The 20,764-nt window shown below is 36.7% G+C and carries 15 protein-coding genes and 1 pseudogene; 8 read left to right on the forward strand and 8 right to left on the reverse strand.

What is annotated here, in order from left to right; all coding sequences use genetic code 11:
* Together B2R82_RS02515 and asnB are read right to left on the reverse strand one after the other, a co-directional pair.
* Positions 1 to 230 (reverse strand): hypothetical protein (locus tag B2R82_RS02515; protein ID WP_286923362.1); only part of this gene is annotated, 230 nt, incomplete at its 3' end.
* Between the two features lie 228 nt (positions 231 to 458).
* A pseudogene (gene asnB, locus B2R82_RS02520) lies at positions 459 to 2,296 on the reverse strand (asparagine synthase (glutamine-hydrolyzing)).
* Between the two features lie 292 nt (positions 2,297 to 2,588).
* On the opposite strand from asnB, the gene B2R82_RS02525 reads away from it, so the two are divergent.
* Positions 2,589 to 3,842: an NAD(P)/FAD-dependent oxidoreductase gene (locus B2R82_RS02525; RefSeq protein WP_286923363.1), complete on the forward strand. Its 1,254-nt coding sequence runs from the start codon at positions 2,589 to 2,591 to the stop codon at positions 3,840 to 3,842.
* A 68-nt stretch (positions 3,843 to 3,910) separates the two neighbouring features.
* On the opposite strand, the gene B2R82_RS02530 is transcribed toward B2R82_RS02525, so the two are convergent.
* Positions 3,911 to 4,603: an AIM24 family protein gene (locus tag B2R82_RS02530; protein WP_054771381.1), complete on the reverse strand. Its 693-nt coding sequence runs from the start codon at positions 4,601 to 4,603 to the stop codon at positions 3,911 to 3,913.
* 310 nt (positions 4,604 to 4,913) lie between these two features.
* Positions 4,914 to 6,185: an L-lactate MFS transporter gene (locus B2R82_RS02535; RefSeq protein ID WP_286923364.1), complete on the reverse strand. Its 1,272-nt coding sequence runs from the start codon at positions 6,183 to 6,185 to the stop codon at positions 4,914 to 4,916.
* A gap of 912 nt (positions 6,186 to 7,097) precedes the next feature.
* Here B2R82_RS02535 and B2R82_RS02540 point away from each other — a divergent pair.
* The 7 genes from B2R82_RS02540 to B2R82_RS02570 all read left to right on the forward strand — a co-directional run bounded on the left by B2R82_RS02540 (position 7,098) and on the right by B2R82_RS02570 (position 15,141).
* Positions 7,098 to 8,669 (forward strand): ATP-binding protein, encoded by a 1,572-nt coding sequence (locus B2R82_RS02540; protein WP_286923365.1) that lies wholly within the window; start codon positions 7,098 to 7,100, stop codon positions 8,667 to 8,669.
* Complete coding sequence (locus B2R82_RS02545; RefSeq protein WP_286923366.1) at positions 8,666 to 9,334, forward strand: response regulator; 669 nt, start codon at positions 8,666 to 8,668, stop codon at positions 9,332 to 9,334. Before B2R82_RS02540 ends, B2R82_RS02545 begins: the two co-directional genes overlap by 4 nt.
* A gap of 302 nt (positions 9,335 to 9,636) precedes the next feature.
* Positions 9,637 to 10,680: a DctP family TRAP transporter solute-binding subunit gene (locus tag B2R82_RS02550; RefSeq protein WP_286923367.1), complete on the forward strand. Its 1,044-nt coding sequence runs from the start codon at positions 9,637 to 9,639 to the stop codon at positions 10,678 to 10,680.
* A 57-nt stretch (positions 10,681 to 10,737) separates the two neighbouring features.
* Complete coding sequence (locus tag B2R82_RS02555; protein WP_286923368.1) at positions 10,738 to 11,781, forward strand: DctP family TRAP transporter solute-binding subunit; 1,044 nt, start codon at positions 10,738 to 10,740, stop codon at positions 11,779 to 11,781.
* A gap of 403 nt (positions 11,782 to 12,184) precedes the next feature.
* Positions 12,185 to 12,682, forward strand: coding sequence for a TRAP transporter small permease (locus B2R82_RS02560; protein WP_283869230.1), 498 nt, complete (start codon positions 12,185 to 12,187; stop codon positions 12,680 to 12,682).
* Positions 12,663 to 13,931 (forward strand): TRAP transporter large permease, encoded by a 1,269-nt coding sequence (locus tag B2R82_RS02565; protein WP_054771378.1) that lies wholly within the window; start codon positions 12,663 to 12,665, stop codon positions 13,929 to 13,931. Before B2R82_RS02560 ends, B2R82_RS02565 begins: the two co-directional genes overlap by 20 nt.
* Positions 13,932 to 13,941: 10 nt before the next feature.
* Entirely contained in the window at positions 13,942 to 15,141 is a 1,200-nt protein-coding gene (locus B2R82_RS02570) for an MFS transporter (RefSeq protein ID WP_286923369.1), read from the forward strand.
* Positions 15,142 to 15,183: 42 nt separating this feature from the next.
* On the opposite strand, the gene B2R82_RS02575 is transcribed toward B2R82_RS02570, so the two are convergent.
* The 4 genes from B2R82_RS02575 to B2R82_RS02590 form a co-directional block, all read right to left on the reverse strand.
* Positions 15,184 to 16,275, reverse strand: coding sequence for a DMT family transporter (locus B2R82_RS02575; protein ID WP_286923370.1), 1,092 nt, complete (start codon positions 16,273 to 16,275; stop codon positions 15,184 to 15,186).
* A gap of 269 nt (positions 16,276 to 16,544) precedes the next feature.
* A complete protein-coding gene (locus tag B2R82_RS02580; protein ID WP_286923371.1) occupies positions 16,545 to 17,756 on the reverse strand; it encodes an amidohydrolase in 1,212 nt (403 codons plus the stop codon).
* Entirely contained in the window at positions 17,753 to 19,003 is a 1,251-nt protein-coding gene (locus B2R82_RS02585) for an amidohydrolase family protein (RefSeq protein ID WP_286923372.1), read from the reverse strand. Before B2R82_RS02585 ends, B2R82_RS02580 begins: the two co-directional genes overlap by 4 nt.
* A gap of 42 nt (positions 19,004 to 19,045) precedes the next feature.
* Positions 19,046 to 20,605, reverse strand: coding sequence for a glutathione ABC transporter substrate-binding protein (locus B2R82_RS02590; RefSeq protein WP_286923373.1), 1,560 nt, complete (start codon positions 20,603 to 20,605; stop codon positions 19,046 to 19,048).
* Positions 20,606 to 20,764 lie beyond the last annotated feature (159 nt).

A 20,764-nucleotide genomic window follows, 5' to 3' on the forward strand; every position in this document is an offset into this window, starting at 1 on the left:
GTTTTCACTGACAACGGAGCGGTTTTACTTGGCACCCGAGCAGTTTGGACTGACAACGGAGCGGGTTTACTTGGCACCCGAGCAGTTTTCACTGACAACGGAGCGGGTTTACTTGGTACCCGAGCAGTTCTGACTGGCAACGGAGCAATTTTATACAATACCCGAGCAATTCTAGCAGTCAACGGAACAGATTTACTCGTTACAAGTAAATTTAATTGCTTTCGCCACATGCAAACGCTGCCAAAGATAATTGTAAACAAGATATCATTTACGCCCCAGCGTAATTGCATAAACCACTTGTAATCTTAACATATTTATAGGTAAACAGACGCATTATTCTATCAAAAAGTTCTAGCTTTAGGCTAGTCCATCAAAAAGACAGTAAATTTATTTTTATTCTGATAATAAAATGCTCAAAATAATCGGTGGAGATTAAAAAACCTCCACCGACTCAGTAGCTATTTCATGTCTATAAAAAATTGTTTATACCATACTAAGAATACATAGGCAGTCCAAATATAGCGCCCACGATTTGCCTTACCTTCATAATGCTCATCGAGATAGCCTACTAATTGCTTTGTATCAAAGAATTTATTGGCAAAATCTGTTGTGAACATTTCTTTTACCATGTTGTAGTATTTCTCTTCACGTAGCCAATGACGGATTGGTACTGGGAAGCCTAGCTTTGGACGTTTTGCCCATTCCTCTGGTAATTCCTGATGAGCTGCTTGACGAAGCACATACTTCGTATCAATGTCGTTGACACGATATCTTGATGGAATGTTTTTCGCTAATTCCATTACTTCTTTATCTAAAAATGGTACACGTAATTCAATTGAATGCGCCATACTCATTTTATCTGCTTTTAATAAAATATCGCCAGGCATCCATAGATTTAAATCTAAGTACTGCATCTTTGTCACATCATCATCGCCAGGTACTTCATCATAGATACGCTTTGTTATGGACTTAACAGATGGACCATTTTTATAGTCTGGTTTTAATACATTTAATGCATCTTCTTCATCCCAGACAACCGCTTCACCTATAAAGCGTTCTTCGACTGATTGTCCACCTTTTATAAGGAAGTTTGTGTATTGATTTTTAGGTAATGCCTCTGCAAGACCTCGTAATGCCTTACGAATACCAAAAGGAATTTTTTCGTATTGTTGCATTTTACCTGAGTTTTGATACCATGAGTAGCCACCAAAAATTTCATCCGCTCCTTCACCTGAAAGGACAACTGTTACGTCCTTCGAAGCTAGCTCAGAAAGGAAATAAAGTGGTACAGAAGATGGATTGGATTGTGGCTCGTCCATATGCCATTGAATTTTTGGTAAAGCCTCAAAGCATTCATCAGCTGATATATATTTACGCTCATTTTGAATGTTTAATGTATCTGATAAATCTTTTGCTAAGTTTGTTTCATTAAACATATCTTCATAGTCAGAAAAACCAACAGAGAAGGACTTATCAGGACGCAGTAATGCCGTTATATAGCTTGAATCAATTCCTCCTGATAGGAATGAACCAACCTTTACATCGCTGATTTGATGTGCTTCTACTGATTCTCTTACTGTAGAACGAATGTCTTCTACATATTTTTCAATTGGTGCCTCTTTCGCATGGAATTTTTTATCCCAGTACTGCACGATTTTCTTTTTCCCATTTTGAATTAACATATAATGCGCTGGTGGTAGTTTAAACACACCTTTAAAGAAAGTTTCATCCATTGACGAATATTGGAAAGTTAAATATGGACGAAGGGCATTTTTATTTAATTCTTTAATAAAGGATGGGTGGGGTAAGAAGGATTTAATTTCTGAACCGAAAATAAAGGTTCCATCTGTTGTATTCTCTGAGTAATACAACGGCTTAATACCAAAACCATCACGGGCAATAAATTGTAAATCATTCTTTTTATCCCAAATGCAGAATGCAAACATACCTCGTAATTGTTTAACAAACTCTACACCATATTCTACATAACCATNNTATCAGATTGTGTTTTAAATGTATGTCCTTTAGCAATTAAATCTTCACGTAGCGCTTGGAAATTAAAGATTTCTCCATTAAATACAAGCACAATATTACCATCTGCACTGTACAATGGTTGATTTGCCACATCTGACAAGTCGATAATACTTAATCGTCGGAATCCCAACGTAACTTTATCGTCACTGTGAATACCACCGCTATCTGGTCCACGGTGAATAATTGTATTCATCATATTTTCAATCGTTTGATGATGATCGATTACATTTGTTCCATTAATATAGCCTATAAATCCGCACATTCTATTTTTCACCTCATAATTTAGTGCATAACCTTTTCCATAATAGCACGAATAGACGTTCATTTCATGCTGACAACACAGAAAAAAAAACTTTCATCGGGTAGCCTGTTTTACATAGATAATCGTATTCCGATTCTTGAATTAACAAAAAACTAACTTTTCATCGGTTTAGATGAGATAAGGAATTATAAAACACTTTCGTATTATTTTCAATGTGAAAGAAGCCCCTCTATATAGACTTCATGTATAATAGGAAGGATTCCTAATTTGAACAGAAAGTGAGTTTCTATATATGTATGATGTAATTGTGATAGGTGGAGGTCCCTCAGGCTTAATGGCTGCAATCGCTGCTGGAGAACGAAAAAAGAAAGTATTACTAGTAGAAAAAGGGAATAAGCTTGGTAAAAAGCTTGCTATTTCTGGTGGGGGTCGCTGTAATGTGACAAATCGTTTACCTATAGAAGAAATTGTTAAACATATACCAGGTAATGGGCGGTTTTTATATAGCCCATTCACAGTTTATAATAATGAGGATATTATTGCCTTTTTTGAAGGGCTTGGTGTTGCCCTAAAAGAGGAGGATCATGGGCGTATGTTTCCCGTGTCTAACCGCGCGCAAGATGTTGTTGACGCATTAATCCGTCAATTACAGCGTTTGCATGTAGAGGTTCGGTTAAATACCCCTGTCAGTAAGCTTTTAATGGATGAGGAAAAAATTCTTGGTGTACGCATTGCAGACGGTTTAGAAGTCCGTAGCGAGGCTGTAATAGTGGCTGTGGGTGGAAAAGCGGTTCCACAAACAGGCTCAACTGGTGATGGTTATCCATGGGCAGAGCGCGCAGGTCATACAATTACAACGTTATTCCCTACAGAGGTTCCTGTGCTTTCGAAGGAAGACTTTATACAAAATCGTGAGCTTCAGGGGCTGGCTTTACGAGAGGTTGCTGTTTCGGTTTTAAATAAAAAAGGTAAAGTGCTCGTAACCCATCAAATGGACATGCTCTTTACTCATTTCGGATTAAGTGGTCCTGCTATTTTACGCTGTAGCCAATTTATCGTAAAAGAATTAATGAAAACTGGCTATGAACCAGTGACAATCCGTATTCAAACACTTGTCCATTATAATGAAGAAACATGTCTGCAATCCTTAAATAAGCTATGGAAAGAAGATCCAAAGAGAGCGGTTAAAAACGTATGGAAAGGAATAGCCCCTGAACGATGGCTATTGTTTTTATGTGAACGTGCTGGCATTGATGTACAAATGACAGGCACTGAAATAGCACAGGAAAAAATTCGCCATTTAGCTCATTTGCTTGTCCATTTTACGATGACTGTAAGTGGAACACAATCTCTTGAAAAGGCATTTGTCACTGGTGGGGGTATTTCTGTTAAAGAAATAGAGCCGAAGACAATGGCCTCTAAGAAAAAGAATGGTTTATTCTTCTGCGGTGAAATCCTTGATATTCATGGCTATACAGGAGGCTATAATATTACATCTGCACTTGTTACCGGACGTATTGCTGGAATGAACGCAGGACTGAAATAATTTTCCACGCGAATAAGACACTTCTTATCATTGAAAAACGTGTCCTGAATAATTAGGACACGCTTTTTTTAGCTTTCGCTAGACATATAAACTTCCTCAAATGGTTGAATAATGACAAAACCTTCACCTGAAAATGCCATTTGAATGGATTCGCCACTTCCTCGACCGATAAATGTACGGAAGCTGATATCTGTTTTAAACTCAGGTGCTAAATTACCTGACCATGCTACTGTGGCATGAGGATCGGTATATACCGTCTCACCTGGGCGTACTAATAGTGTTAAAGGTTCAAAATGGGTGGTAATGGCTACCTTCCCTGTTCCTTTTAAAGTTACATTAAACAATCCGCCTGACATGATACCTGCCATTTTACGCATTAAATGAATATCCCAATCGATGCTTGGTTCAAATGCAAGCAAATCATTGCCATTGACGCAAATACTTTCATTTTTCAAATCGAAAATCGTAACCTTCTTCCCTTGATCAGCTAAATAAAGTCGCCCTTTACCTTTTGCCTTCATAAGCTGTGTTCCTTCACCTGTTAGTGCCTTTTTAAACATTTTTCCTAATCCATGCTCCAGTACACGCTCTCGCTCAAACTTAATGTCGCCTATGTAAGAAATCATAGCGCCCATTTTAGACCAAACCTCTCCATCTAAATTGATCTCTAGTACACGTTCCGTTTCTAGCTCAAAATAATCGTTTTCATTATCATCCTGCTGTGTTTTATTGATGAACTCATGTAAAGAAAATTTCCCCATCTTCTATCACTCCTTATTACCTTACATACGCTTTAGTCGAGGAAAAGATTCAACATTTCAACAATAGCTAAAATGTTGCTCCTAACTTCTATAGTTTGCTTTTCGTTTCGAAATTGCTCTTTTGGTAGCGAAATCACTTTATTTCCCGCAATGTTATTGACATTAGACAACCTCTGTTATACATTAAACAAAGATTAATCTATTGTTATATAACAATCGCTACAACAAAAAAACCATACAAGCATCATGTGCGAAATGATACTTATATGGTCAAGACCTAGTACCTTCAAGTGCGAATTGAAAGTAACGTTTATTGTGTAGCGGAGACGTCTCCAACATTTTGTGCTGCTGCTTTTAAAGCTGTTCGTTTACGTACATCTGCACGTAATGTTAATGAAATAATTAATGATGCTGCGATTAACCCAGCAAATACATAGAATACTGGAATGTAACTTCCATAAGCATTTTTAATTGTGCTCACCAGTAAAGGACCAAAAATACCGCCTAATGACCAAGTCGTTAATAAATAACCATGAATAACACCTAGTTGCTTTGTACCAAATAAATCACTTGCAAATGCAGGTAAATTCGAGAAGCCACCACCATAGCAACTAACAACTAAGAAAATAAGTGCTTGGAAAAGTATCACGTTCGTCGTATGTGGTAACACAATAAATGTAATTAACTGTGCCGTAAAGAAAATAACAAAGACGTTCGAACGACCAATATAGTCAGACACAGCCGCCCAAATTAAACGACCACCACCGTTAAATAACCCCATAATACCTACCATTGCTGCAGCTCCCGCAACTGATAATCCCACAATTTCTTGGGCCATTGGAGAGGCGACAGAAATCATCATAATCCCTGCTGTTACATTGACTAAATGCATTGACCATAGCATCCAGAAATGCTTTGTTTTAACAGCCTCACGAGCAGACATAACTGCTAAATCTTTTTTTACTACTTCTTTACCACCATTTGCAGCAGCCTTCATGTTTGCTGGCATATAGTCAGGTGCAGGCGGTGCAATATATAAAGCCCCTAAAATCATTAACGTGAAATAACTTGCCCCTAAAATAAAGTATGTTGTAGAAATTCCTACAGCCTCCATTAAGTTTGCTGCTACTGGTGCTGTAATTAATGCTCCAGATCCAAATCCAAGTACAGCCATACCTGTTGCCAAGCCTCTACGGTCTGGAAACCATTTTACTAATGTTGATACAGGCGCAATATAGCCTATCCCCATACCTAATCCACTTAGCACGCCATATGTTAACCAATACAATGTTACAGAATCCATTGAAATTGCTACACCAGCACCAGCTTGTCCCGCCCCAAATAGAACAGCTGCTACCATCGCAGATTTACGTGGCCCCAATTTTTCTACTAAACTACCAAATAGTGCGGCTGAAAAACCCGCAAGCCCCATCATAATCGTAAAGGCAACCGTTACCTTTGTTTCACTCCATCCCATCTCTGTGACAATCGGTAGCTTGTATACACTGTATGCATAAGCTCCACCGATTGAAAGGTGAATAGCGATTGCAGATAATGCAATTAACCATCTATTTTTATTCATAAATTCTCATTTCTCCCCTCTTTTGCTACCTGTGAAAATTCTATGAACGTCCATGTAAAACAATTTACCACTTAGAATTATTCAAATGCAAGATGTTTTTCTAAAAAATATTATTTCTCCAAAAAGTATTTTCTTTATCAGCGTATTATATCTCCGTCATAAATCCTACAGCCTCTAAGTGAAACAACGCTTATCAAAGAGAAATCGCAACATATTTTAGATAATAATATTTTTCTACTCTATTATCTCCATAACTTAAAATTATTTAAAAATAATTTTATTTGTGCATATATTCACATTCTCATGGCGTATATTACTCTTTTTTCGATTAGAATATTGACCACATTTCTCTCGAATAACAACATAATCAAATTTTTATCATAGAGAAATATTAAGAACGAAAGAGAATTTTAAAACTAAAATGCACAAAATTTATCTACACAAAGTGGAAGTAAAAAAGAAATCTAGTTATCAATTTTCCCTTTTTCTAGTTTAATATCCAAATAATTATAATGCATGTTTTGTATATTCCATTTCGAATAATCTTTTCTTATTCATTTTTATTATTCAAATATAAATTTTTCTTTAGGAAACAAGGGATACTCCTCTCCTCCTCATAATCAAATGATGCTATATAAAGTAATAAGAAAGCACTGTGTTTAATTACATCCACAAATTTGTTATAGTACACAAATGAAAACAGTACTTTTCAACTAAAGTTGTATTACAACAAACTAATTATTTATGTTAATTTATAATAGAATGAAATTCCTAGTTTGGTCCTCCCATGTACTCTTATCATTTTTTTACAAGAATTGTTCGTTCATCTAAGATTCATTGTCTTACAATTATCTTTATTTAAAGAGGTGTTGAATTAAGTAAAGGGGGTACTCCTATTCCTTTCACATTCCTATGAAAAATATTTCTTTACGACTAAAAATGTTTATTTTTTCATTCATAATTGTTATTTTTTCAATTGCCACAAGTGGAGCTATCATGATTCATAATCTTGGAGGAGCTTTTGAAAAAGAGTTTGGTGCACGAGCGATCGCAATTGCAAGAACTGTATCACAGCTTACAGATGTTCAAAATAATGTAGGCAAGCCGGCTGGTTTTGAAATTATTCAACCAATTGCAGAGCGTATTCGCTTAACAACTGATGTAGATTATATTGTGATTATTGATATGAATCGAATTCGTTATTCACACCCATCAGAAAGTAAGCTAGGTACAGTCTTTGAAGGTGGAGACGAAATAGAAGCCTTTTCTCAGCATGAGTATATATCGAAGGCAAGAGGTGTTTTAGGATATTCTATCAGAGCATTCGTACCTATAATGAATGAAGAAGGTACAAGGCAAGTTGGTGTTATTACTGTCGGATTACTTGCACCAAAATGGTATAACCTTGTAGATGAATATCAATTTGATATCCTGATGTCTCTTTTTTGGGGATTAATCATCGGCTTAGGTGGGTCTGTATGGGTTGCCAATCATTTAAAGCGCCAAACCTTTAATTTGGAGCCTTACGAAATAGCCCGATTAGTAGAAGAACGGTCTGGTATTATTCAAGCGATGGATATCGGGATCTTAGCAACTGATGAAAGCGGTAATGTCACCTTTATTAATCGTTTAGCAAGGCAATATACACATTTCTTCGGACAGAAGATTTCTAGAAAAGCTTTGTTTAAAGGAACCTGGCTCGCAGAGGATACGCTACAACAGCATGAAGTATATAGACCTCTATTGATGTTTGAGCAAATGTACTTAGTTCGCACCTTTCCTATTCGTATCATGGAACAAAATGCTGGCTACCTTATTATGCTAACCGATCGAAAAGAAGCAAATATGTTAGCTGAAGAATTAACTGGCATAAAAATACTAGTGGATTCATTACGTGCTCAGCAACATGAATATATGAATCGCTTACATAGTATTGCAGGATTAATACAATTGGAACGGGATGATGATGCTCTAAGCTTGATTATTGATGAAATTACAGATGAGGAAGAGATTATTCAAAGCTTGCATGACAAGATTCATGATTATTCGATTCAAGGATTATTACTTGGTAAATTTTCACGTGCAAAAGAGCTTGGTGTGGAGCTGACAATTGATGAGGACTCAAAGCTCGTTGATTTTATGAGTGGTTTTTCCAGTGGTGACATGGTAACTATTATTGGTAACTTATTGGACAATGCAATGGAAGCATGCTTTGAATGTGCTCATAAAGATGTTCATATTACATTAATTGGCCATAAACATCATTTATTCATTGAAGTACAGGATAGTGGTAAGGGAATTACTGGTTTGCCAAACCGGATTTTCGATTATGGCTTTAGCACAAAACAAAAGGATGGTCATGGTATTGGACTTGCTCTTGTGAAACAGATTGTGGAATCAAACAATGGAATTATTCTAGTAGAATCAACCGTCAATGTTGGAACAATCATTACAATAGAAGTAGGGGTGACTGAAGAACAATGAGTAATCTTTCAGTGTTTATCGTAGAAGACGATCCAATGGTACTTGAAGTAAATAAAGGGTTTTTAAATAAATTGAATGGTTTTCAGCTCGTGGGTGAATCAGTCAATGGTCGTGAAGCCTATGACAAAATTATAAGAAAGAAGCCAAATCTAATTTTACTCGATATGTTTTTACCAGATATGACAGGCATGGAACTATTCTTAAAGCTTCGTGCAGAACGTGTCCCCTCGGATATTATTATGATTACTGCTGCAAGAGATGCGCCAACAGTTCAGGAGGCACTTCGACTGGGAGCCATCGACTATCTCATCAAGCCATTTCGTTTTGATCGCTTTGAAAAAGCATTGCAGCAATACAAAAGCTCTACCAAAAAGCTACAAAGCTCGCAGGCATTTAATCAAGAGGACATCGACAAATGGCTAGGAATACAGCATGAAACAACGGAGCTTCCCAAGGGACTAAACACGATAACAATGCAACAGATTCTTGATTATTTAACGACACACCGTGCAGCTATTACCTCAGAGCAGCTAGCTCAAAATGTCGGAATGGCCAGAGTAACTGTGCGTAAATACTTGGATTTTTTGGCTACTAAGGGAACTGTCTCGATTGAATTACAATACGGGACAGTAGGTCGTCCGACAAAATACTATTCCATTAAGTAGAAAAAGATTTAGTTTATTAACTAAATAGCAAGAATCTGCCCTTCCTCGAATATATTCCAATTCCTACATAAGATTGAAATGTATTCTGTTAGCTTGTATCAAGGAATAAGGCAGGTTCTTTTTCTTTACAGATTTTTAATAAGGATTTCTTTTGGATCTGTTTTGTAACAGTTTTTTAAAATAACAAATTGTTATATACCATAAATACCAAAATGTCCATTAAAACCATAATATTGAGTATTTAATGAAATGAACTACAATGAAAATCGTTCACATCTTATAGAGATTAGGGGTGAATTTGTATGTGGAGTAATCGTTTTGCACGCAGTTTTGTTAGCGTTCTCATTTTCATAACAATTCTGTTAGTTTCATGTCAGGAAGACGTTTACCCTACCGACAATGAGCAGTTAAGTCATGAGGAACAAATCGTTATTCGATTTTCACATGTAGTTGGTGAAAATACACCGAAAGGAATGGCAGCCGTAAAATTCGCAGAGCTAATCAAAGAACGTAGTAATGGACATGTCGAGATTCAAGTGTTTCCAAATGGGGTTCTTTATAAAGATGGCGAAGAAATGAATGCATTATTACGTGGGGATATTCAAATGATTGCCCCTGCTATTTCAAAAATTACAACGCTTGTACCAGAGTGGTCAGTTATGGATCTACCCTATGCATTTAAAAATGCAGATGAAGTGCATACATATGTCAACAGTGATGTTGGTCAATCGTTAATGACAAAATTAAATGCTCATAATCTATTTTCCATGGGCGTTTGGGATAGTGGATTTAAGCAATTTAGTAATAGTATTCGACCTATAGAAACTGTGCAAGATTTGAATGGCTTGCGTATGAGGATTATGCCAAGTGATGTTTTATCTGAACAGTTTTCCATTGTTGGGGCCTATCCAAAACGCATTGACTTCAATACTGTTTTTCATCAACTACAAAGAGGCAATGTCGATGGTCAGGAAAATACGCTGACAAACATTACAAGCAAAAATTTACATTCACTACAAGACTACTTAACGATTAGTAACCATGGCTATCTTGGTTATTTACTGCTAATGAATCATGAATTTTGGAATTCCCTACCAGAAGATGTGCAAACTCTGCTCATAGAAACACTAAAGGAAGTACAAGAATGGGAATGGCAACTTGCAGAAAATTTAACAGCAGAGCGACTTGAAGAAATGGAAGCATGTGATTGCATTAAAATCTACAATTTATCAGATGAAGAGAAGGAAGAATGGGAATCTGCATTCGAGCCTGTTTATCGCTATTATGCAGAAAACTATGGGAAAAAATATATCCAAGCACTTCCTAAAAATCAATCACAACACTAGCATGGGTTAAAAAGGTTCACCTTTTAACTATAATCATAACATTTAGGGGGATATGTAATGAAAAAATGGCTTTTCATGTCACTTATGGCTGTACTAGTTTTAGCACTTGCAGCTTGTAGTGGTGACAAAAAAGAAACATCTGCACCAGCAGCTGAGGGTGATGGCGGATATACTAAGGACAAACCGCTTGTTATTAAATTCTCACATGTAACATCAATTGATAGTGTAAAAGGAAAAGCAGCTGATGCTTTTGCGAAATTAGTAGATGAAAAAACAGAAGGTAAAGTAAAAGTTGAAGTTTACCCTTCTTCACAATTATATGGGGATAATGATGAACTAGATGCGCTAGTATCTGGAAATGTTCATATGATTGCTCCTTCTGTAACAAAAATGGTTAAAATCGACCCACGTTGGCAATATGTTGATATGCCTTATCTATTTGAGAACGAAGAGCACGTACGTAAATTCTTTACTTCTGACGTAGCTAAAACAATTCTTGAATCGAATCAATTAGCAGCAAATGATATTAAAGGTTTAGTATTCTGGGAAAATGGCTTTAAACATTTCTCAAATAACAAGCATCCACTTGAAAAAGTAGAAGATTTTAAAGGATTGAAATTCCGTGCACAAGCAGGAAAAGTATTAGAAGCTCAATTTAAAGCGCTAAATGCCGGCTCTGCAACAATTGCATTTGGTGAAACATATGCTGCCTTACAACAAGGAACAGTTGATGGACAAGAAAATACATTCAACAACTTTGATACACAAAAATACCAAGAAGTTCAAAAATATTTCTCAGTATCTGAACATGGTCGCCTTGACTATGCAATCTTTGTTAACAAATCATTCTGGGAGAAAATTCCTGCTGATTTATTAACAGCAGTGGAAGAATCATTAGATGAAGCAACGAAACTAGCTTGGGATTTAGCTGCTGATGAAAATGCAAAATCATTCGAGAACATTAAAAACTCTGGTATTGAAGTTCTTGAGTTAACGACTGAACAAAAAGAAGCTATTAAAGCAAAACTTGAACCAGTATATGAAGAGTTTGGTGAAGTGATCACTGAAGAATTAATTAATGGTATTCGTGATCTAAAATAACGTAATTTTGGGTTATTAAAAAATCTTTCTATTCGGGGAATTAAATCGTTTAAATAAGAATCTGCTCATTTTCACGGATAAGCCACAGGGTTCATCATACAGATGAGCCTTGTAGGTATAATCCGCAGAATTCATGCAGATTCTTTTTCAAAATCCGTGCCATCCGTAGGGAATTGAGGTCAACATTATACACTACGCTTTGGCACAGTAAAGATCTGCTGAATAAAGATGGGGAATTATTGAATTTTAATAAATCGCTTACACAAAACCTGTACGAACGGGTGCTAAGACGCTCACTACAAGCAGCAACATTACTATAGTGGGAGATTAAGCACCCGTTTGTACTTAAATGATGAATAATCATCATTCCCTTTTCAAATATATACATGAAGGAGGCAATTGAATGAAGGCCTTACATAAAATCTGGGGCTATTTAGAAGAAATCCTAGCTGGAATCTTTTTTGTAGCAGGTGTAGTTCTTATTTTTTATGGCGTAATTATGCGTTACATATTCAATGAACCGCAAGCATGGGTAGAGGAATTAGCTCGTTATTCAATTATTTGGGGTACATTTCTAGGATTTGGCTTAGCCCTTCGCCACAATCAACATATTCAAGTAGATATTTTATACGATAAATTAAAGCCTTCTATGAAACGTGTACTGGATTTAGTAGCAACTGGGTTAAGCATTGCCTTTTGTTTAATTTATACGTATTACGGCTTTGTTTTAGTAGAAAACCGTTATACATCAGGCATGGTATCACTTGATATTGGGATACCAATGTGGATTGTATACTTAGTTTTACCGATTTCAGGCCTTTTATTTTTACTAAGATTCGTAGAAAGATTAATCAACATTCTACGAGGAAAGGACGAAGAATATGCTAATCCTCTTACTTAGTTTCTTTTTATTACTATTCCTACGAGTACCGGTCGCGATTAGTTTAGCACTATCGACAATTCTTGTGTTCTTCCAAATTGATTTTAATATGAATATGATTCCTCAGCGTATTTTTACTGCACTAGATTCGTTCCCGATGATGGCAATTCCAGGCTTCGTCCTTGCGGGGGTATTAATGGCGCGTGGCGGAATTTCAAAATATCTTATTGAAGCCTTACGTGCATGGATTGGCCATCTTCCTGGAGGTCTTGCTGTTGTAACAATCATCGCCTGTGCTATTTTCGCAGCGATTTCAGGCTCTTCACCTGCAACGGCTGCTGCAATTGGTTCTATCATGATTCCTGCGATGATTTCTGCTGGCTATAAGAAGCGCTACTCTATGGGGCTTGTTGCCGCTGGTGGTACATTAGGTATTTTAATTCCACCAAGTGTACCGCTAATTATTTATGGTATTACATCAGAGCAATCCATTGGTGAATTATTTATGGCTGGTGTTATTCCAGGACTTGCATTAACAGGCATTTTAATAGTGGCAGCTATTTTTTATGCGAAACGCAATGGTTTTAAAGGAGATGCACCAGCTTCTTGGAGTGAGCGTGGTCGTAAATCTTTAAAAGCAATTTGGGGTGCATTTTTACCATTTTTAATTTTAGGAACAATCTATTCAGGGGTTGTAACACCAACTGAATCAGCCGTTATTGCCGTTTTCTATGGTCTTATCGTATCCCTGTTTATCTATCGAGAAATGAAGCTAAAGGATTTCCGGGAGGTCTTGGTAGAGTCCATTAATATTACAGCCATGATTTTCTTAATTATCGGTGCTGCTTCATTATTTGGACTATATTTAACAAATGCACAAGTACCACAGCAGGTTGGCGCATGGATTGCCGAAAGTGATATGAACAAGTGGATATTCATGATAATTGTTAATATTCTATTCTTTGTTATGGGGATGTTCTTAGAGGCTGTATCCATTATTTTAATTACTTTGCCAATTCTATTACCGATTCTAGCACATTTCGATATTAACCTGATTCACTTTGCTATTATTATGACAATTAACATGGAGCTTGGCATGATTACACCGCCAGTGGGACTGAATCTCTTTGTCGTAAGTGGAATTGCTAAAGAAAAGCTAGGCGAGGTTGTAAAAGGGGTCATTCCTTTTATCGTTTTAATGATTATTTTCTTAGGTTTAGTGGTTTTATTGCCACAATTATCACTTTGGTTACCAGAGCAAATGAAATAAGGGCCTCTCTATGGAATCATTGACAAAGAGGTATTCGATTAAGGATCGCCAATTTTGGACAATTGTGATTAGCTTAGGAGGAGCTTCGGTGTTTGTATTTGCAGCAATGTACTCAGTACAGCCGCTGCTCCCCTTTTTTACAGAGCAATTTCAAATTTCTGTCTCCACTGCAAGTCTGGCCATGTCTGTAACAACTTTATCCGTAATTATCGGGTTAATTGTTTTAGGTTTTTTATCTGATCGATATGGACGAGTCCTGTTTATTCGACTTTCGATTGTTTTAACGATTATCCCTTTTCTCTTAATGCCTTTAACGGATTCTTTTTCTATGATTATTTTTTTGCGTTTTATCCAAGGCTTTGCGATTGCTGGTGTGCCCGCAGCAGCACTTGCCTATATCAGTGAAGAAATAAATCAACAATCAATGGGCTTTGCAACAGCACTTTACATTTCCTGTAATGCTCTAGGTGGAACAATTGGTCGTCTGATGATGGGCTATCTGACAGAAAATAAATCTTGGGAGGTTGCATTTTTCTCTTTAGCACTTTTGGGTGGCATTATATTCATTCTAGTGTGGCTTACCCTTCCAAAATCAAGAAATTTTTCAGTCCATCAGCGTACTATTCAAAAGGATTTACATGGTTTTTGGCTGCATTTAAAAAATCCAAATTTATTAATTCTTTTTGGATTTGGGATCATTTTGCAGCTATCTTTTACAGGAATGTGGTCATTTATCCCGTACTATTTAGCTGAACCACCGTTCTTATTATCGTTAAAAACGATTTCCTTTATTTTTTTAGCATATGGCTTAGGAATTATTGGTTCGCCAATTGCTAACTCCCTTGCAGGTAAAGTCGGCATCAATATGATCCGAACATTTGGAGTACTTCTATTAGTGTGCGGGATTTTATTAACGTTAAGCTCCTCCCTTATGATGATTATTGTTGGGCTCTGTATTGCATGCTTAGGTTTTTTCACCGCTCATGCCTTAACCTCTGCAACAGTTAGCCGGACAGCGATTCATCAAAAGGGGCTTGCATCCAGTTTATATCTCGTTTCTTATTATATAGGTGTTGCATCAGGTAGTACTTTACTCAGTCCAATCTGGCTGCATTTTAAATGGCAGGGAATTGTCATGATTACCGTACTCCTTCCTATCCTATATATCGCTTTTTTAAATTACACATTACACAAAAAAAATCAAAGCTAAGCAAGCTAAAAAGAGATGCTCTGAAACGATTCAAACATCTTTTTAGCTCGCTTTTCTTTTTATAAAAGATAAAGCTTTTATTTCTTTATAATAAACACATAGCAGAATACCTAAGAGAATCAATAAAGAGCCGTAAATCTGAATGATGGTGGGCAGTTGTTGTAAAAAAACGGCACTTAAAATCATCGCAATGGCTGGTTCAAAATTTAACAAAAGTGAGGCATTTGTAGAGCCAATATCTTTCATTTTTCTATTCCACATTAAATTACTAATCCCATGAATAATTATGGCTGACACGATTAAAAGGAACCAATATGGAAATTCCACTGGCATATTCTTTTGCGTCAATATAGTTGTACCAAATGGTGTAAGCGCGATTAATCCTACTAAATTTGTATAAAACGTAATAGCCTCAGCCGGAATTTTTAGACTAAGATGATTCACAATAATAAGGAACAGGGCAAAACTTAGCATTGTCACCAAGCTTAGAATCTCACCTTTACCAATTGAAATAACAAGTAAGGCTCCCTTCGTAATGATCAGTGATACGCCCATTAACGAAATAATAGTACCTATCCAAAAAATACTGTTTCGATATTCCTTATAAATCATTTTATTAAGTAGTGACGTAACAATTGGTGCACAGGCTAATATAAGGGCTGCTGTAATGGGAGAAGTATGCTGAAGACTTGCATAAAAGCTGTAATGATTAATGGCAACACCCAAAATGCCAGCAATCATTAATAATAAAAAATCATTACGCGTAAATGTTACATGGACAATCGCTTGCCAATGAATACACCCTAAAAAAAGAACAATGATTATTAGTCTGTAAATAGCAATTACTATAGGCTCCCAATGATTAATAAGGATAGAACCAATAATAAAATTACTTGCCCAAAAAAATACACAGCTAAATAAAATCATGTATGTCGTTAGTTGTTTCATCTCTTGCACCTTCTCACATGATAATGTCAATATACTAGCTTCATTGGAAAAAATCCGCTTCGCTTCCCATGCAAAGTAGCGCAATCGGTATGATAGCGAAACGGTAGCACGGAATGTAAGCGGATTTTCATCTATATCAATTTCGCCTTGGCGTAATTGCGTCCGGATTTTGAATTGTGCCTGCACAATTCATTCCTTTGAAAATCCGTGACATACGCTGGAGGCTTTATCTTCATTCAGTAGGTGTTTGGACACCCACTGAAAAGGAATCAACTGCATTCATCTCTCCAACTGTAGAGGTGAGAGTCTTCTGTATCTGCCACTGTCGCTACGCTTACACGCATAAAACATCTGCCGTTATGCTTTCGATACAAAAAACATTTGCTGAATGAAGATAAATTTGTATAAGGGGGTATAATTTAAATTGGCAACTACACAGTATGCAGTTCCAATGTCTAGCGAATAAATTTTCCTTTAGACATCACAATTCGATCTATTGGTCTTCTAGCAATGACCTCAGCACTTGATACCGCGTCAAAGAATACAAAGCTAGCTTCATCTTTAACATTTGGCCAAACCATTTGACCCTCTGTATCCAACGGCGTAATACCATTTGTAATATATTTCAGTACTTGGCGAATAGAGCGTTCATCAAGTTTTCTAGTTATATCTGCGAAGGTAGTTGCTTTTTCTAATACATCTCCTGACCCATATGGACTCCATGAATCATAAAATCCATCACAACCAAAATGAACATCGACACCATGCGCTGACAATAAATCAATCGGTGGCATTACACGATTAATATTAAATGGTACGGTTGACATGATTTTTATTTGTTGCTGTGCGAGTCTATCAGCAATTGTATGCTGCTCCATTAGAGAGACATCTCCTAATGCGAAGGCATGGCTAATTGCTGTTCGTCCTCGGTAATTTGCCTCTTCAACAATATCAATCCATTTGTCAATTGTATAGTAGCCAACATGTCCTCCATCATGTAAATGAATATCAACATCAACATTAAATTCATGTGCAATATCCATTGTCTCGTAAAGAGAACGTTCAATGGTGTTATCTATTCCTGCTGGATCAAGCCCACCAATCATTGTAGCACCGTTACGTAATGCCTCACGTAGTAGCTTTGGCACATCATCCCGTAATAAACCGTGCTGTGGAAAGGCAATGACCTCAGCTGTCAAAATATCTTTATAGTCATCTAAGGCTGCTAGTACACCCTCTAAATTTTTCAACCCTATATATGGATCAATATTGACATGTGTCCGAATATGATTAGTGCCATTACTAATGATTTTTTCAATCATAGCAAGAGCACGCTGTTTGCCTGTAGTAGCTAAAATAGGTAACTCTCTTGCTTCTTGCTCTAGTCGATCCTTTAGGTTTTTTGCTGGTACTACCGCTTTCCAAGGTAAGGAAAGATACGTTTTATCTAAATGATTATGCATTTCCTTAAAAGGAGGTAATAGTAGCTTCCCCTTCATATCTGTAACCTGTTGTGAAGAATCAATGGGTTGTGCTGCAGATATGATTTGTGAGATAAAACCATCAGTAATCTCAAGGTTAAAAAGCTCAACCTTCGTGCCAACTGTCTCATTCTCTTTTATATACTCTCCTGTTTCAAGTAGAACGTTTGTAAGCCATTGCTTCATCTGAATTCTCCTTTCAACTCTCCCACTTCCTGCTGGTGAATTACTTTGCCTTGAGAAATAACAGTAGATATCGGGCATCTTCTAGCCACAATATGGGCTGAGCTCACGCCATCTACTAAAAGCATATTCGCAGCATCACCAACCTTTGGCCATACACGCTCACCCTTATCATTAAGAGGTGTTATACCACCTGTAGCATATTTCCATGCACGACTTAAAGAATATTCATCCATGAAACGAAATCTTTCTGCCATAATATTTAATTTTGTAATTGTATTTCCTGTACCATAAGGGGACCAATGATCTGTTAAGCTATCATGCCCTACCGAAACGTTTACTTCATTGTCATATAAATAGGGAATTGGAATTGTAGAGCGATTAATAGCCACAGGCACTGTTGTTGTCACATCCATTTGTACAGAAGCCATCGCTTGTACTAGGCTTTCTAGCTGAGGCTGTGGTAAATCAGCTAGTGCCATCGCATGACTGATTGTAACCTGTCCTTCTTTTTTGGCCTGTTTTGTCAAATCAATCAACTTATAAAATTCAAATTCTCCCAATGTATTGGGTGTATGAATATGAATATCGATACCAGCGTTATAGTCCTGTGCAATGTGCATTGTTGTTTGTAGTGATCTTTCAATATCTCGATCAACGATGGATGGATCAACGCCACCAACAAGCGTTGCTCCCATTGTCATTGCCTCACGAATAAGTTCCTCCACATTGGATCGTAGTAAGCCATGTTGTGGGAACGCTACAATATCATAGGTGATCTGATCTTGATATTTTTCTAAAACTTGTTTCGTAATTTCAATATGCTTTGTCCCAATTTGTGGATCCACATTACAATGGGAGCGAATATGTGTATGTCCCTGTGCTATTAGCCACTTGACCATTTCTTCTGCTCGAAAGGCAGCTGTTGGCAATTGTTTTGGTAAAAGCGTTCTTTCTTCTTCAATACGCGTTAATATCCCTTTTGTAATCGGTCTTGGTGCCTGCCATTCTCCACCAAAATAAGTTTTATCGATATGAATATGCATTTCACGGAATGAAGGAACTAGTAGTTGCTTTTGAGCATCCAATACCTCTACATCTCCGTCAACCACTATATTTTTATCCACTTGTTGGACATGTCCACCTTCAATTAGGACATCATAAATAGCTGTACGAGTTCCGACAATATGTTCATTTTCGTACTCATAAGCTTCTTCTAATCTCACATTTTTCAGCAGTAGTTTACGCATAGTTTCCTCCTAATTGGTATTTTTATTGATCACCAAGTTTGATTATTCTACAATTTCAACGCCACTAATTATTGTGTAGTTTGATGCATCTAACCAGAAACCTTTCACAGCATTGCTGTAAACTGCTAAATGCTCATAGTTACGAACTGGCATATACACAGCATCTTCTAACTCCATTTGCATTGCTTTTTTGTAGATTTCATTACGAGTTGCTTGATCGGATTCAGAGCGTCCTTCCTCAATTAGCTTATCTATCTCAGGATTACTGTAATAGAAATGATTTCCTGGTGCACCCATAGAGGCTGAATGGAATAGATTGTATTGGTTATAATCAGCGTCACCTGTAGCATTGCCCCAGCCACTTATAAACAATTGATGCTGTTCTTTTGTGATTTCTGAGATAAATGCGCCATACTCCATAACTTGAATATCTACATCTAAGCCAATGCCCTTTAATTGCGATTGTACAACCTCTGCCATATTAATTCGTTCTTTACGATCACTTGTTAGTAGTTTAATTTTCGTTCCTTCTTTAATTCCTGCTTCTTTTAAAAGCTGTTTTGCTTTTACAACATCATAATCATATGCCTTCGTTTCGCTTGAATAGCCAATCACCTTTGGACTCATTGCTGAATTCGCAAGTGTCCCTACATTATCATAAATTCCGCTAATAATTGCTTCACGGTCAACTGCATAGCTTATTGCTTGACGTACTTTAACATCAGATAATAAAGAGTCTTTCACATTGAAACCAATGAATTCTACTGCAAGTCCTTCTGCACGGAATAGATTCATAGACGGTGAATTTTCAATGCGATCTATTTCTGTTACTGGTACTTGCTCAGCAATATGGGCTTCTCCGCTTTCAATCATTGCTAAACGAGTAGAATCTTCTGGTACCACTTTAAATGTTACTTTATCTACTTTCGGAACATTGCCCCAATAATCTTTATTTGTATTTAGTGTAATTTCCTGTCCAGATTTCCAAGATTCAAATACAAATGGACCTGTCCCTACTGGATGTGTTGCTAATTCATCTGCCGCTTCCGCAATAGCTTTCGGGCTGATCATACTTCCTTCTTGGCTTGCTAAAATAGATAAAAGCGGTGCATATGGTTCTTTTAACTTCAATGTCACAATATACGTATCATCTACTATTACTTCACTAATCATTGATAACTTATCACGCTGTGGTGAACCAGTTGCAGGATCTAAAATACGATCAAATGTAGCTTTTACAGCCTCTGCATTAAAATCTGCTCCATCATGGAATTTAATGCCTTCATTCAATGTAAATGTCCAAGTAACATCATCTTTTTGCTCCCACTCTTTTGCAAGTAATGGAACAATTTTTCGATCTCTATCAAAAGCAACAAGTGTTTCGTAAACCTTGCCATGAATAATATTTGCTGAAGGAATATCTGTAATAAAGTGTGGATCAAGGCTTGTCGCATCCGAAGCCCTTAAAATAACCAATTCCCCTCCTACACTTTTTGCCCCCTCTTTGGAACCCTCTGCACTTTTATTACTAGCAGTCGAGCATGCCTGCAAAACTAGAACTGTAATTAGTGTCATGAATAAAAACAGCTTCATTTTCTTCATAAACATTTCCTCCTTGTGTGATTTGATACTTACATTTCGAATTATAAAGAAATAAAATTCACTTGTTTTTTAAATTTTTTACGTGTTTTTTAAATTTTCTGACTAATATCCTCTAAAATATTTACATTCTTTACGCTTTTCACTAAATTGAAATCACAT

Source organism: Lysinibacillus sp. UBA6686 (assembly GCF_002455205.1).
GTDB classification, from domain to species: Bacteria; Bacillota; Bacilli; order Bacillales_A; family Planococcaceae; genus Lysinibacillus; species Lysinibacillus pakistanensis.

Excerpts from the sequence above, each read along its gene's own strand:
- B2R82_RS02535 (WP_286923364.1), bottom strand. The coding sequence starts at position 6,185 with ATGAATAAAAATAGATGGTTAATTGCATTATCTGCAATCGCTATTCAC.
- B2R82_RS02550 (WP_286923367.1), top strand. The coding sequence starts at position 9,637 with ATGTGGAGTAATCGTTTTGCACGCAGTTTTGTTAGCGTTCTCATTTTC.
- B2R82_RS02540 (WP_286923365.1), top strand. The coding sequence starts at position 7,098 with ATGAAAAATATTTCTTTACGACTAAAAATGTTTATTTTTTCATTCATA.
- B2R82_RS02585 (WP_286923372.1), bottom strand. The coding sequence starts at position 19,003 with ATGCGTAAACTACTGCTGAAAAATGTGAGATTAGAAGAAGCTTATGAG.
- B2R82_RS02555 (WP_286923368.1), top strand. The coding sequence starts at position 10,738 with ATGAAAAAATGGCTTTTCATGTCACTTATGGCTGTACTAGTTTTAGCA.
- B2R82_RS02565 (WP_054771378.1), top strand. The coding sequence starts at position 12,663 with ATGCTAATCCTCTTACTTAGTTTCTTTTTATTACTATTCCTACGAGTA.
- B2R82_RS02545 (WP_286923366.1), top strand. The coding sequence starts at position 8,666 with ATGAGTAATCTTTCAGTGTTTATCGTAGAAGACGATCCAATGGTACTT.
- B2R82_RS02560 (WP_283869230.1), top strand. The coding sequence starts at position 12,185 with ATGAAGGCCTTACATAAAATCTGGGGCTATTTAGAAGAAATCCTAGCT.
- B2R82_RS02570 (WP_286923369.1), top strand. The coding sequence starts at position 13,942 with ATGGAATCATTGACAAAGAGGTATTCGATTAAGGATCGCCAATTTTGG.
- B2R82_RS02590 (WP_286923373.1), bottom strand. The coding sequence starts at position 20,605 with ATGAAGAAAATGAAGCTGTTTTTATTCATGACACTAATTACAGTTCTA.
- B2R82_RS02525 (WP_286923363.1), top strand. The coding sequence starts at position 2,589 with ATGTATGATGTAATTGTGATAGGTGGAGGTCCCTCAGGCTTAATGGCT.
- B2R82_RS02530 (WP_054771381.1), bottom strand. The coding sequence starts at position 4,603 with ATGGGGAAATTTTCTTTACATGAGTTCATCAATAAAACACAGCAGGAT.
- B2R82_RS02580 (WP_286923371.1), bottom strand. The coding sequence starts at position 17,756 with ATGAAGCAATGGCTTACAAACGTTCTACTTGAAACAGGAGAGTATATA.